Origin of the sequence: Burkholderia pseudomultivorans (assembly GCF_001718415.1) — a bacterium.
Classification (GTDB): domain Bacteria; phylum Pseudomonadota; class Gammaproteobacteria; order Burkholderiales; family Burkholderiaceae; genus Burkholderia; species Burkholderia pseudomultivorans_A.
The window spans coordinates 3,710,121-3,724,369 of record NZ_CP013378.1 but is presented as its reverse complement, the minus strand read 5'-3'; the positions used below and the strand labels follow the sequence as shown (position 1 = coordinate 3,724,369).

9 protein-coding genes are annotated in these 14,249 nt (G+C 69.7%); 6 read left to right on the top strand and 3 right to left on the bottom strand.

Annotated elements, in window-relative coordinates; genetic code table 11:
• Position 1: 1 nt before the first annotated feature.
• Positions 2–1,420, top strand: a complete 1,419-nt coding sequence (locus tag WS57_RS29465; protein ID WP_059481322.1) for an amino acid permease — start codon at positions 2–4, stop codon at positions 1,418–1,420.
• Positions 1,421–1,461: 41 nt separating this feature from the next.
• Here the strand turns inward: WS57_RS29465 and WS57_RS29460 are convergent, their stop codons facing one another.
• The gene (locus tag WS57_RS29460) at positions 1,462–2,364 is read right to left on the bottom strand and encodes a LysR family transcriptional regulator (protein WP_009690501.1); all 903 of its coding nucleotides are present in this window, start codon (positions 2,362–2,364) and stop codon (positions 1,462–1,464) included.
• 162 nt (positions 2,365–2,526) lie between these two features.
• Here WS57_RS29460 and WS57_RS29455 point away from each other — a divergent pair, with 162 nt between their 5' ends.
• From WS57_RS29455 to WS57_RS29445, 3 genes are all read left to right on the top strand, one after another.
• Positions 2,527–4,278, top strand: coding sequence for an acyl-CoA dehydrogenase family protein (locus tag WS57_RS29455; protein ID WP_059516818.1), 1,752 nt, complete (start codon positions 2,527–2,529; stop codon positions 4,276–4,278).
• Positions 4,275–5,486, top strand: a complete 1,212-nt coding sequence (locus WS57_RS29450) for a CaiB/BaiF CoA transferase family protein (RefSeq protein ID WP_059481317.1) — start codon at positions 4,275–4,277, stop codon at positions 5,484–5,486. Before WS57_RS29455 ends, WS57_RS29450 begins: the two co-directional genes overlap by 4 nt.
• A gap of 88 nt (positions 5,487–5,574) precedes the next feature.
• Positions 5,575–6,990 (top strand): MFS transporter, encoded by a 1,416-nt coding sequence (locus WS57_RS29445; RefSeq protein ID WP_059516823.1) that lies wholly within the window; start codon positions 5,575–5,577, stop codon positions 6,988–6,990.
• Positions 6,991–7,140: 150 nt separating this feature from the next.
• On the opposite strand, the gene WS57_RS29440 is transcribed toward WS57_RS29445, so the two are convergent.
• Together WS57_RS29440 and argA are read right to left on the bottom strand one after the other, a co-directional pair.
• On the bottom strand, positions 7,141–7,416 hold the full coding sequence (locus WS57_RS29440; RefSeq protein WP_009692666.1) for an oxidative damage protection protein: 276 nt from the start codon (positions 7,414–7,416) through the stop codon (positions 7,141–7,143).
• Between the two features lie 50 nt (positions 7,417–7,466).
• Complete coding sequence (gene argA / locus WS57_RS29435) at positions 7,467–8,846, bottom strand: amino-acid N-acetyltransferase (RefSeq protein ID WP_059516816.1); 1,380 nt, start codon at positions 8,844–8,846, stop codon at positions 7,467–7,469.
• 344 nt (positions 8,847–9,190) lie between these two features.
• On the opposite strand from argA, the gene hrpA reads away from it, so the two are divergent.
• Positions 9,191–13,084, top strand: coding sequence for an ATP-dependent RNA helicase HrpA (gene hrpA, locus WS57_RS29430; RefSeq protein WP_420481043.1), 3,894 nt, complete (start codon positions 9,191–9,193; stop codon positions 13,082–13,084).
• Positions 13,085–13,253: 169 nt separating this feature from the next.
• Positions 13,254–14,243 carry a beta-propeller fold lactonase family protein gene (locus WS57_RS29425; protein WP_009688926.1) on the top strand — a complete coding sequence of 330 codons (990 nt, stop codon included), beginning with the start codon at positions 13,254–13,256 and terminating at the stop codon, positions 14,241–14,243.
• Positions 14,244–14,249: the final 6 nt, after the last annotated feature.

Here is a 14,249-nt window from a genome sequence, read left to right as displayed (position 1 = left end):
GATGCAACCAGAAGGGCAATTCCAGCATATCGCGGCGCGCGAGCACGGTCTGCGCCGCACGCTTTCCGCACGGCAGATGGCGATGATCGCGATCGGCGGCGCGATCGGCACCGGCCTGTTCCTCGGCAGCGGCTTCGCGATCGGCTTCGCCGGCCCGAGCGTGCTCGTCAGCTACGCGATCGGCGCGTTCATCTCGCTGCTGCTGATGGGCTGTCTCGCCGAGATGACGGTCGCCCATCCGACCTCCGGTTCGTTCGGCGCATATGCCGAGCATTACGTGAGCCCGTGGGCCGGCTTCCTGGTGCGCTACGCGTACTGGGCGTGCATCGTGCTCGCGGTCGGCACCGAGGTCACCGCGATCGCGCTGTACATGAAGTACTGGTTTCCGGGCGTGCCCGGCTGGGTATGGATCGTCGCTTTCTCGGCGCTGCTCGTGTTCGTCAACGCGCGCAGCGTCGACGTGTTCGGGGCGGTCGAGTACGGCTTCTCGGTCGTGAAGATCGCGGCGATCGTCGGCTTCATCGCGCTCGGCGCATATGTCGTGTTCGGCAATCCCGAGCTCGTCGGCAGCGGCGCGGCGCGTGCGGGCTTCCATCATTACACCGGTCACGGCGGCTTCTTCCCGAAAGGCATGTGGGGCATGTGGGTGGCGGTGATCGTGTCGATCTTCAGCTACCTGAGCATCGAGATGATCGCGGTCGCGGCCGGCGAGGCGCAGGATCCCGAGCGCGCGGTCACGCGCGCGTTCCGCTCGACGATCGTGCGGCTCGTGCTGTTCTATCTCGTCACGCTCGCGCTGATGCTCGCGATCGTGCCGTGGACGGCGGCCGGGCGCGACGAGAGCCCGTTCGTCAAGGTGATGGAGGCGATCCACCTGCCGGGCGCCGCGGGGCTGATCAATTTCGTCGTGCTGATCGCGGCCTTGTCGGCGATGAACAGCCAGCTCTACATCACGACGCGGATGATGTTCAGCCTGTCGCGCGCGGGGCACGCGCCGAAGGCGCTCGGCGAAGTGAACGCGCGCGGCGTGCCGTTCGGCGCGCTGATGCTGTCGACGCTCGGCATCGCGCTCGCGACCGTGCTGAGCGTGCTGTATCCGGACGCGTCGTTCACGATCATGATGTCGGTATCGATGTTCGGCGCGCTGTTCACGTGGATGATGATCTTCGTCACGCACTACTGCTTCCGGCGTCGTCGCGCGGCGCTCGGGCTGCCGGCGCCCGCCTTCCGGATGCGCGGCTTTCCGGTGCTGACGCTGCTCGGCGCGGGCCTGATGATCGCGGTGATGGCGACGACCTACTTCACGCCGGAATTCCACATGACGCTGATCTTCGGCATCCCGTTCCTGGCCGCATTGTCCGTCGTCTACGCGGTGTGGTATCGCCGCGCGCAGCCCGCGCTCCAGCCGGAGGCGAAGTAACGGCGCGCCGGCGACGGTTCGCGCGCTGGCGCGACCGGACGCTAGCCCGCCAGCGCGGGCAGCGCGTCGATCGACGCGCGCACATACCCGGCGAAGCGCAGCGCGACCGGTTCCGCGCTGCCGCTGCGCTTCAGCTCGAGCGTGCGCGATTCGAGCGACGCATCCTTCAGCGGCCGGAACGCGAGCCGGTCGCTCTTCACCTGCTGCAGCACGCGCGGCACCAGCGCGACGCCCATCCCGAACTCGATCATCGACAGGATCGTCTGCCAGAGCCGCGCCTCGTGGCGGATCAGCGGGCTGAATCCCGCGTTCACGCACTGCGCGATGATCAGGTCGTGATAGTGCGGCGCCGCGTCGCGCGGAAACAGGATGAACGGCTCCGTCGCCAGCGCGGCGAGCGCGACCTGCCGCCGCCGCGCGAACGGGTGCGCGGCCGGCAGGCAGCAGACGAACGGCTCCGCATAGACGGGCGTCGATTCGACCTCGGGCGGGAAGTGGCCCCAGTGCGCGTAGCCGAGATCGATCTGGCCGCGCTGCACGGCCTGCACCTGCGCGTGCGTATTCATCTCGCTCAGCACGACCTCGACGCCCGGATAGTCGGCTTCGAAGCGCCGCACCGCGTCGGGCAGCCCGCGATACAGCATCGAATGGACGAAGCCGATCCGCAGCCGGCCCGCCAGGCCCGACGCGGAGCGCACCGTCAGGCGCTCGGCCTCGGCCGCCTGCAGCAGCAGCCGGCGCGCTTCGCCGAGCAGCACCTCGCCCGCGTTGGTCAGCGCGACCGCCTTGTTGGTGCGCGAGAACAGCTGCACGCCGAGCGCATCCTCGAACTTGCGGATGTCGAAGCTCAGCGCCGGCTGCGAGATGAACAGGCGCTTGGCCGCGCGCCCGAAATGCAGCTCCTCGGCGACCGCCACGAAGTAGCGCAACTGCCTCAGTTCCATGGTGTCTCCTCCCGGCGCCGGCATCGATAAGTGCCGTCTATCGTACCGGATAAATCCTGTATTGGACGCTTATCGACCGCGCGCCTACGCTGTCCGGAAAGCCTGACAGAGCGCCGGCGCGGGGCAGCAGCCACGCGGCCGGCCGACACCGGAGACGCACGCATGAACGACACCGCTCGACCGCCGGCCGCCGGCGCATCCAACATCCCCGACAGCCGGGGCGTCAATTTCTTCACCGCCGATCCCGATCTTGGCGCATTGCTGAAGCTGCACCTCGGCGACGCGCAATACGCCGAACTCGAACCGCAGCTGCGTGCGCTCGGCGCGCGCGTGTCGGACGAGCTCGACGCATGGGCGTCGCGCGCGGACAAGCATCCGCCCGTGCTCGAACATCGCAACCGGCGCGGCGAGGCCGTGCAGCGCATCGACAAGGATCCCGCCTATGTCGCGCTCGAACGCGTCGCGTATTCCGAGCTGGGGCTCGCGGCGCTGAGCCACCGGTCCGACGCGGTGCCGCCGCTCGTCAAGTACGCGCTGACCTTCCTGTTCGTGCAGGCCGAATTCGGGCTGTGCTGCCCGGTCAGCATGACCGATTCGCTGACGCGCACGCTGCGCCGCTTCGGCGATCCCGATCTCGTCGCGCACTATCTGCCGAAGCTGGCGTCGCGCGACTTCGACACGCTGTACCAGGGCGCGATGTTCATGACCGAGCAGGCGGCCGGCTCCGACGTCGGCCGGATCGCCACGCGCGCGGCGCGCGACACCGACGCGCAGGGCAACGCGGTGTGGCGGCTGTACGGCGACAAGTGGTTCTGCTCGAACGCGGACGCCGATCTCGCGATGGTGCTCGCGCGCCCCGACGGCGCACCGGAAGGCATCAAGGGCCTCGCACTGTTCCTGCTGCCGAAGACGCTGCCGGACGGCACGCGCAACCGCTACCGGATCATCCGCCTGAAGGACAAGCTCGGCAGCCGTTCGATGGCGAGCGGCGAAATCGCGCTCGAAGGCGCGCAGGCCTACCTGATCGGCGAGATCGGCCGCGGCTTTCACCAGATGGCCGACATGATCAACATGTCGCGGCTGTCGAACGGCGTGCGCGCGGCGGGGCTGATGCGGCGCGCGCTGAACGAGGCGCTGCATGTCGCCGCGCACCGCGAGGCATTCGGCCGCAAGCTGATCGAGATGCCGCTGATGCAGCGCCAGCTGATCAAGATGCTGCTGCCCGCCGAGGCCGCGCGCGCGATGTTCATGCAGATCGCGCTGCTGCTGCCGCAGGCCGACGCGGGCGACCTTCAGGCCGCGCGCTGCGTGCGCATCCTGACGCCGCTGATCAAGTTCCGCGCGTGCCGCGACGCGCGCCGCGTGACGGGCGACGCGATGGAAGTGCGCGGCGGCACCGGCTATATCGAGGAATGGAGCGACGCGCGGCTGGTGCGCGATGCGCATCTCGGCTCGATCTGGGAGGGCACCAGCAACATCGTCGCGCTCGACGTCGCGCGCGCCGCGCAGCGCGAGCAGGCGCTCGATGCGCTGCGCGCGTTCCTCGGCGACCGGCTCGGCGCGGCGCCGCTGCCCGACGCGAGCCGCGCGGCGCTGCGGCGCATCCTGGCGCGGGCGTGCGACGCGCTCGCTCGCGTCGCATCGGCGGGCGACGACGCGTGCGTGCGGCAGGCCGCGTCCGCGCTGTACTACGCGAGCGCGGCCGTGCTGATGGCGTGCGAAGGCGCGCAGCTCGCGCCGGACTTCCGCCGCCTCGCGCTCGCACACCTGCTTGCGCGCTACAAGCTGCTGCCCGTCGATCCGCTCGCGCCGGCCTCGCACGACGACGAATCGGCGGCGATCGGCGCACTGCTGCGCGGCGCGCCCGTGCCGCTCGACATGGCGCTCGACCTGCTGCCGGAGGTGACGCGATGAGCGCGTCGCGCGGTGCGCTGGACGGCCTGAAGGTCGTCGACCTGAGCCGCGTGCTCGGCGGCCCGTACTGCACGCAGGCGCTCGCCGATCACGGTGCGACGGTGATCAAGGTCGAGCCGCCGGGCGGCGACGAGACGCGCGGCTGGGGGCCGCCGTTCGTCGGCGAGACGGCCTGGTACTTCATGGGCGTGAACCGCAACAAGGAAGGGCTCGCGCTCGACCTGTCGCGCGACGAAGGGCGCGCGATCCTGTGGCGCCTGCTCGAGGACGCCGACGTGCTCGTCGAGAACTTCAAGCCCGGCACGCTCGCGCGCTGGGGGATGGACTACGCGCGCGACCTGCAGCCGCGCTTTCCGCGCCTGATCCACTGCGCGGTGACGGGGTTCGGCGACGACGGCCCGCTCGGCGGCTTGCCCGGTTACGACGCGGTGATCCAGGCGATGGCGGGGCTGATGAGCGTAAACGGCGAACGCGACGGCGACGCGACGCGCATCGGCCTGCCGATCGTCGACATGGTCACGGGGCTCAATGCGCTCGCCGGGATCCTGCTGGCGCTCGCGGAGCGCGACAAGAGCGGGCGCGGGCAGTCGATCGACATCGCGCTGTACGACTGCGGCGTGTCGCTGCTGCATCCGCACCTGCCGAACTTCTTCGGCTCGGGGCGCGTGCCCGAGCGCAGCGGCAACGCGCATCCGAACATCGCGCCGTACGACAGCTACCGCACCGCGACTGCGCCGATCTTTCTCGCGGTCGGCAACGACCGGCAGTTCGCGCGGCTCGTCGCGCATCTCGGCGCGCCCGCGCTTGCCGGAGACCCGCGCTTCGTCGACAACCGCAGCCGCTGCGCGCACCGGCCCGAGCTGAAGGCCGAACTCGAGGCGCGGCTCGCCGCGCATGCGTGCGAACCGCTCGCGCGCGACCTGATGGCGGCCGGCGTGCCGTGCGGGCCGGTGCGTACGGTGGCCGACGTCGCATGCGATCCGCATGCGCTGCATCGCAACCTGTTCGTCGAACTCGGCGCGTACCGCGGCACCGCATCGCCGGTGAAGCTGTCGCGCACGCCGGCGACCTACCGTTCGCCGCCGCCGGCGCTCGGCCGCGACACGCGCGCGGTGCTCGACCGGCTCGGCATCGATCCCGAGCGCCAGCAGCAGCTGCTCGACGCCGGCGTGCTGAAGGCGGCGCCCGACCAGGAACCGCCCGGCTGACGGGCCGCCGCCGGCCGGCGGCGCGTTACCGGCCAAACGGACAAGGCGCGCGACAGTCGCGCCGCCGACAACGAACATGGAGACATCGATGACCGGTCCGCAAACCCAACCCGCCTCGTCCCCGAAGCCCGGCCGCGCCGCGCTCGCGGCCTTCGTCGGCACGACGATCGAATGGTACGACTTCTATATCTACGGCACGGCCGCCGCGCTCGTGTTCGGCAAGGTGTTCTTTTCGAGCGCGATGGATCCGGGCGTCGCGACGCTGCTCGCGTTCGTCACGTTCTGGGCCGGCTTCGCGGCGCGACCGCTCGGCGGCATCGTGTTCGGCCATCTCGGCGACCGCGTCGGCCGCAAGACCGCGCTCGTCATCACGCTGGTGATGATGGGGCTCGCGACGACCGGCATCGGCCTGCTGCCGACCTACGCGCAGATCGGCGTATGGGCGCCGGCGGGCCTCGTCGTGCTGCGCGTGCTGCAGGGCATCGCGGTCGGCGGCGAGTGGGGCGGCGCGGTGCTGATCGCGAGCGAGAACGCGCCGAAGCACAAGAGCATTCTCTACGCGGCATTCGCGCAGCAGGGCTCGCCGACCGGCAACCTGCTCGCGACGGGCGCGTTCTTCGCGCTGAGCGCGATGCCGACGCCCGATTTCCTGATGTGGGGCTGGCGCATTCCGTTCCTGCTGTCGGCGGTGCTCGTGATCGTCGGGATGGTGATCCGGCTGAAGCTCGAGGAGTCGGTCGACATGCAGCGCGTGCTCGCGCGCAAGCGCACCGTGAAGCTGCCGCTGCGCGAAGTCGTGCGCGATCACTGGGTGGTCGTGCTGCTCGCCGCCGGCACGCTGCCCGTGATCAACGTCACGTACTTCCGCAGCACGTTCGCGCTGTCGTGGGCGACCAAGGAGCTCGGCTACGCGCAGGGCACCTTCCTCGGCATCCTGTCGATGTCGCTCGTCGTGCAGTTCCTGATGCAGCCGGTCGGCGCGTGGTTCGTGTCGAAGGTCGACATGCGCCGTGCGATGTGCTGGATCCTGATTCCGGAGATCGTGCTGATGCCGGTGATGTTCCACGCGGTCGGCACGGGGTCGTACTGGATGGCTGTCGCGGGCATGTGCATCTCGACGATTCCGTCGGCGATGTTCTACGGCGCGGTGGGGGGCGTGCTGGCCCGCGTGTTCCCGGCGAACATCCGCTATACGGGGCTGTCGCTTGCGTACCAGTTGAGCGCGCTGGTCGTCGGCGGCGGCACGCCGGTGCTCGCGCAGGCGATCCTCAACGCGACCGGCAGCATCGTCGGCGTCGCGATCGCGTCGGGCGTCTATGCGCTGGTGTCGCTGCTCTGCATGCTCGCGCTGCTGAACCGCACCGGCCATCGCGCGGACGAGCTGTCGACGGCCGAGCGCAGCGACGCGGCCGAGTGGGGCGCCGAACACGCGGCGGGCGAGCCGGAGCAGGCCGGCACGGGCGACAGCGGCGACGGGCGCGGCGCGCTGAAGCCGGCCGGGTGAGTCGGCCGGGGCGGCGTGCCACACGGACGCGCCGGCGCGTCAGGATCGATCGCACCGCCCGAAACGAAAACGGCACCGTGCAGAACGAACTGCACGGTGCCGTTTTCGCGTGACCGCCAGGCCGGCCGTGTGCCGGCCGCGCGACGCGCGTCAGCCTTCCGTCGGCGGCACGTAGCCGGACGCCTGGTCCGCGCCTTCGCCGAAGAAGTATTTCTCGGTCTGCTTCATCAGGTACTGGCGCGCGCGCGGATCGGCCATGTTCAGGCGGTTCTCGTTGATCAGCATCGTCTGCTGCTTGAGCCAGCCCTGCCACGCTTCCTTCGACACGCTTTCGTAAATGCGCTTGCCGAGTTCGCCCGGCAGCGGCGGGAAATCGAGGCCTTCGGCTTCCTTGCCGAGCTTCGCGCATTGAATCATTCGAGCCATCGTGTACTTCTCCTGTAATCGGTCTGGGGGAAGGGCAGGCGTGCCTGCGCTCAGAGCTGCTTCATCAGCACGAGCGACTTGCGCTGCCAGTTATAGAGTTTGCGGCGGTCTTCGGGGAGGTCGTCGACGGTCGCCTTCACGAAGCCGCGCTTGAGGAACCAGTGCTCGGTGCGCGTCGTCAGCACGAAGATGTGCGTGAGGCCGCGCGCCCGCGCGCGCTGCTCGATGCGCTTGAGCAGGCGCTCGCCGTCGCCGGAGCCCTGCGCTTCCGGTGCGACCGTCAGGCACGCCATTTCGCCGATCTTCTCCTGCTGGTACGGATACAGCGCCGCGCAGCCGAACAGCACGCCATCGTGCTCGATCACCGAGAAGTGATCGATGTCGCGTTCGATCTGGTGACGGCCGCGCCGCACCAGCGTGCCGTCCATCTCGAGCGGCTCGATCAGCGACAGGATGCCGCCGACGTCGTCCGGCGTCGCCTCGCGCAGGCTCTCGAGGTTCTCGTACGAGATCATCGTGCCGACGCCGTCGTGCAGGAACAGTTCGAGCAGCATGCTGCCGTCGAGCGATTGCGGAATCAGGTGCGCGCGCGTGACGCCGCCGCGGCAGGCGCGGATCGCATGCTTCAGGAAGAACGCGTCGTCGCCCTGCAGGTCGCCGGAGTCGAGCAGGTCGGCGGCCGAATCGAGCGACATTTCGCGAATCAGCGCGCCTTCGTCGTCGACGATGCCGGGCCCTTCGGTCAGGAACACGATCTTGTCGGCGCGCAGCGCGATCGCGGCGGCCGACGCGACGTCTTCCATCGACAGGTTGAACGCCTCGCCGGTCGGCGAGAAACCGAGCGGCGACAGCAGCACGAGCTTGCGGCTCGCGAGCGAATGGCGGATCGATTCGGCATCGATCTTGCGCACGATGCCCGTATGCGCGAAATCGACCCCGTCGAGAATCCCGACCGGCCGCGCGGTCACGAAGTTGCCCGACACGACGCTGATGTGCGCGTGCGCCATCGGCGAGTTCGGCAAGCCCTGGCTGATCGCGGCCTCGATGTCGAGGCGCACTTCGCCGGCCGCTTCCTTCGCCGATTCGAGCGCGCGCGCATCGGTGATGCGCAGCCCGTGCGAAAACTCGGATTCGACACCGTGCAGGTTCAACTGCTCCTCGACCTGCGGCCGCGAGCCGTGCACCAGCACGATCTGGATGCCCATCGCCTGCAGCAGCGCGATATCGGACACGAGCGCGTTCAGCAGCCCCTGCTGCACCACCTCGCCACCGAACCCCACGACGAACGTGTTGTTGCGGAACTTGTGGATATAGGGCGCGACGGAGCGCATCCAGTCGACGAACTGCGCGTGGCTGGCGGCCGTATCGTCGGCGGCCGGCGGGTTCGTGTCGCCGGTCTGGGCGGGGGGGAGGTCGGTTTGGGAATTCATGGGCGGGATTATAATGCGCCCCCATGTCGAATGTACCTAAAAGTCCCGCGCCGACGCGGGCCAAGACGCCGTCGGCCCGGCACCCGGATGGTGCGGCCGACGCGCGCCAGCAGCAGGGCCAGCAGCAGGGCCAGGTAAAGGACCAGGCGAAGGGCCAGGCATCGGGCCAGGCATCGGGCCAGCCGCCGACGCCGCAGCAAGGCCGGTCGCCCGGCGGCGAACGGCGCGGCGAGCCGCGCCAGCCGGCCGCGCCCGACGCGCGCGCGCCGCGCCGCGAGCGTGCGCCGCGCGCGGCCGTCGCCCCGAACCCGATTCCGCCGATCACGTTTCCCGAAAGCCTGCCGGTGTCGGCCCGCCGCGACGAGATCGCGCGCGCGATCGCCGGTCATCAGGTCGTCATCGTGTGCGGCGAGACCGGCTCGGGCAAGACCACGCAGCTGCCGAAGATCTGTCTCGAACTTGGCCGCGGCCTCGGCGCGGGCGGCACGGGCCTGATCGGCCATACGCAGCCGCGCCGTCTCGCCGCGTCGTCGACCGGCCGCCGGATCGCCGAGGAACTCGGCACACCGTTCGGCGAAGTGGTCGGCTACAAGGTGCGGTTCACCGACAATCTCGCGCCGGGCGCGTCGGTGAAGCTGATGACGGACGGCATCCTGCTCGCCGAGACGCAGACCGATCCGCTGCTGAAGGCGTACGACACGCTGATCATCGACGAGGCGCACGAGCGCAGCCTGAACATCGACTTCCTGCTCGGCTACCTGAAGGAAGTGTTGCCGAAGCGGCCGGACCTGAAGCTGATCGTCACGTCCGCGACGATCGACGCCGATCGCTTCGCGCGCCATTTCGGCACCGACGCGCGCCCCGCGCCCGTGATCGAGGTGAGCGGGCGGCTGTATCCGGTCGAGGTGCGCTACCGCCCGGTGGCCGAGGATCGGCCGGCGGTGAAGCATGCCGAAGGCACCGCAAGCCGCGACCGCGTGAAAACCGCGCGCGAGGCCGAGCGCGACCTGATGGACGCGATCGTCGACGCGGTCGACGAGCTGTGCCGGGAAGGCCCGGGCGACGTGCTCGTGTTCCTGCCCGGCGAGCGCGAGATCCGCGAAGCCGCGGAGGCGCTGCGCAAGCATCACCCGCCGCATACCGAGATCCTGCCGCTGTTCGCGCGGCTGTCCGCGGCCGACCAGGACAAGGTGTTCAAGGCGTCGAACGCGCGCCGCATCGTGCTCGCGACCAACGTCGCCGAGACCTCGCTGACGGTGCCGGGGATCCGCTACGTCGTCGACACGGGTCTCGCACGCGTGAAGCGCTATTCGTACCGGAACAAGGTCGAGCAGCTGCAGGTCGAGTCGATCTCGCAGGCCGCCGCGAACCAGCGCGCGGGCCGCTGCGGCCGCGTGGCCGACGGCATCTGCATCCGCCTGTACGAGGAAAGCGACTATCAGGCGCGGCCGCGCTTCACCGATCCGGAAATCCTGCGCTCGTCGCTCGCGTCGGTGATCCTGCGGATGAAGTCGCTGCACCTGACGGCGATCGAAACCTTCCCGTTCCTCGAGCCGCCGCCGGGCCGCGCGATCGCGGACGGCTACCAGCTGCTCAACGAGCTCGGCGCGGTCGACGACGACAACGCGCTGACGCCGCTCGGCCGCGAACTCGCGCGCCTGCCGCTCGACCCGCGCGTGGGCCGGATGATTCTCGCCGCGCGCGACCAGCAGTCGCTGCGCGAGGTGCTGATCATCGCCAGCGCGCTGTCCGTGCAGGATCCGCGCGACCGCCCGATCGAAGCGCAGGAGCAGGCCGACCAGGCGCATCGGCGCTTTGCCGACGAGCGCTCGGAATTCCTGCAGTGGCTGAAGATCTGGGCATGGTTCGAGGAAGCGGTCGCGCACAAGAAGTCGAACCGCCAGCTGATCGACGCGTGCCGGCAGAACTTCCTGTCGCACCTGCGGCTGCGCGAGTGGCGCGACGTCCACTCGCAGCTGCTGACGGTCGTGCGCGAGCACGGCTGGCGCCTCAACGAAGCCGACGCGACCTACGAGCAGGTGCATCTGGCGCTGCTGACGGGCCTGCTCGGCAACCTCGGCATGAAGGCCGACGACGATCCGCACTATCTCGGCGCGCGCGGGATCAAGTTCTACCTGTGGCCGGGCTCCGCGCTCGCGAAGAAGGCCGGCCGCTGGGTGATGGCGGCCGAGCTCGTCGAGACGAGCCGGCTGTATGCGCGCTGCCTCGCGAAGATCGAGCCGGAGTGGGTCGAGAAGATCGGCGCGCACCTGCTGAAGAAGTCGCTGTCCGAGCCGCACTGGGAGAAGCGCCCCGCGCAGGTCAGCGCGTTCGAGCGCGCGACGCTGTACGGGCTGCCGATCTATCACCGGCGGCGCGTCGCGTTCGGCAGGCAGGATCCGGCGCGGGCGCGCGAGCTGTTCATCCGCGGCGCGCTCGTCGAAGGCGAGTTCGACACGAAGCTGCCGTTCTTCGCGCACAACCGCAAGCTGCTCGCCGACATCGAGCAGCTCGAGCACAAGTCGCGCCGGCAGGACGTGCTGGTCGACGACGAGCTGATCTACGCGTTCTACGACCACGCGATTCCGGACGGCATCCATACGGGCGCCGCATTCGAGCGCTGGTATCGCGACGAGGTGAAGAAAAGCGGCCAGTCCGAGGACAAGCCGCGCCTGCTGTACCTGTCGCGCGACGACCTGATGCGCCACGAGGCGGCCGGCGTGACGACCGAGCTGTTCCCGAAGCGCGCGACGATGGCGGGCGTCGAGATGGCGCTGACCTATCATTTCGAGCCCGGCACGCCGCGCGACGGCGTGACGCTCGCGGTGCCGCTGTTCGCGCTGAACCAGGTCGACGCGCGCCGCTGCGAGTGGCTGGTGCCGGGGATGCTGAAGGAAAAGGTGCAGCTGCTGCTGAAGTCGCTGCCGCAGAAGCTGCGCCGCCACTGCGTGCCGCTGCCCGAATACGCGGCCGGCTTCGTCGAGCGCACGGGCCGCGAGCGCTTCGGCGCGGGCGGCCTCGTCGAGGCGCTGATCGCCGACGTGCGCAGCGAGACGCAGGTCGCGATGAAGACGGCCGACTTCAAGCTCGAAACGCTGCCCGCGCACCTGTTCATGAACTTCAAGGTGATCGACGAGCACGGCCGCCAGCTCGCGATGGGGCGCAATCTCGCGCAGCTTCGCCAGGAGCTCGGCGCGCAGGCGCAGCAGCAGTTCCAGAAGATCGCGGCGGCATCGACGATCGCGGCCGGCGGCGACGCCGACGCGGGCGCCGCGACGATGCCGGCCGCCGCGGGCGGCGACGCCGGTCGCAGCGGCAAGGGCGGCAGCGGCGGCAAGGGCGCGGCGCCGCACACGGCCGTCCCGGCCGAAGCCGGCGCGACCGCGCTGTACGAGAACCTGACGACGTGGAATTTCGGCAAACTCCCCGAGCTGCTGGAAATCCGCCGGCGCGGCCAGACGCTGTACGGCTATCCGGCGCTCGTCGATCGCGGCAGCCACTGCGACGTCGAGGTGTTCGACTCGCCCGAGGAAGCCGCGCGCATCCACCGCGCAGGCCTGCGCCGGCTGTTCGCGCTGCAGCTGAAGGAGCCGATCAAGTACCTGGAGAAGAACCTGCCGGGCCTGCGCGAGATGGCGATGCAGTACATGTCGCTCGGCACGCAGGACGAGCTGCGCGACCAGCTGATCGACACGGCGCTCGACCGCGCGTGCCTGCAGGACCCGCTGCCCGACGACGACGCGAGCTTCCATGCGCGCCGCGACGAGGGCCGCAGCCGCCTGAACCTGCTCGCGCAGGAGATCGCGCGGCTCGTCGGGCAGATCCTCGCCGAATACGCGGGGCTCGCGAAGAAGCTCGCGCAGGCGAAGCCGTTCGCGTCCGCGTACGCGGACCTGCAGCAGCAGCTCGGCGCGCTGGTCGGCAAGCGCTTCGTGATCGACACGCCTTACGCGCAGCTTGCGCATTTCCCGCGCTACCTGAAGGGCATCGCGCTGCGGATCGACAAGCTGAAGGCCGATCCGGCGCGCGACGCGAAGCAGGCCGGCGAGCTGCAGCCGCTCGTCCAGCAATACCAGCGCGCGGTGTCGCAGCGCGGCGGCGTGGTCGACCCGCGCCTTGCCGAATTCCGCTGGCTGCTCGAAGAACTGCGAATTTCGCTGTTCGCGCAGGAACTGCGCACGCCGATGCCGGTCTCTGTCAAGCGCCTGTACAAGGTCTGGGAATCGATGCAGCGCTGACGCGCGACCGCCTGCCCGGCCCGTGCGGCTGCCGGCTTGGGCCGGCGGCCGGCCAGCGCCGCGCATGCCGCCGGCGGCGTGCGTCGAAGTGGCGCAACGCCGGCCTCCGTCAACCGGCGGGGCCGGCCGAACGTTTTACAATGACGGTTGTTCCTCGACGTGAGTCTTCATGCGCACTTTCCTTTCCCTCGGCCGCACGCTTGCGCTGGCCGCCGCCGTGCTGGCGCCCGCCGCACACGCGAATAACGTGATCGTCCTCAATTCGGCCGAGGCGACGCTTTCCCTGATCGACCAGCAGACCCGCGAGGTCGTCGGCACGATGCCGACCGGCAAGGAACCGCATCACCTGATGGCGACGCCCGACAATTCGTCGCTGATCGTCGCGAATTCGGTCTCGAACAGCCTGATGTTCCTCGATCCGAAGACGGGCAAGCTGCAGCGCACCGTCGAAGGGATCGACGACCCGTACCAGCTCGGCTTCTCGCCGGACCGCAAGTGGTTCGCGGCGGCCGGCCTGCGCCTCGACCGCGTCGACATCTACGGCTACGACGGCCGCGACCTGCATCTCGCGAAGCGCGTGCCGCTCGCGGTGATGCCGAGCCACCTCGCGTTCACCAAGGACAGCAAGACGCTGCTCGTGTCGCTGCAGGTGTCCGGCGAGATCGCGGCGATCGACCTGCCGACGCAGACGGTCAAGTGGAAGATGAAGGTCGGCAAGGTGCCGGCCGGCCTGTGGCTCACGCCCGACGACAAGTACCTGCTGGTCGGGATGACCGGCGCGGACTACGTCGCCGTGGTCGACTGGCGCAACCAGAAGGTCGTCAAGCAGATCTACACGGGCAAGGGCGCGCACAACTTCCGCTCGCTCGCCGACGGCACGCACGTCGCGGTGACCAACCGCGTCGCGAACACGATCAGCATCATCGACGAGAACACGCTGACCAACGTCGGCGACATCACCGGCCTGCTGCCGGGCCCGGACGACATGGAGCTGTCGGCCGACAAGAAGACGCTATGGGTGACGTTCCGCTTCGCGAAGAAGGTCGGGATCATCGACCTGGCGTCGCGCAAGCTGGTGCAGACGATCGCCGTCGGCCGCTCGCCGCACGGCATCTACTTCTACGATCGCGCGCCGTGGCGCGCGGCGAACGGCGCGTGACGAACG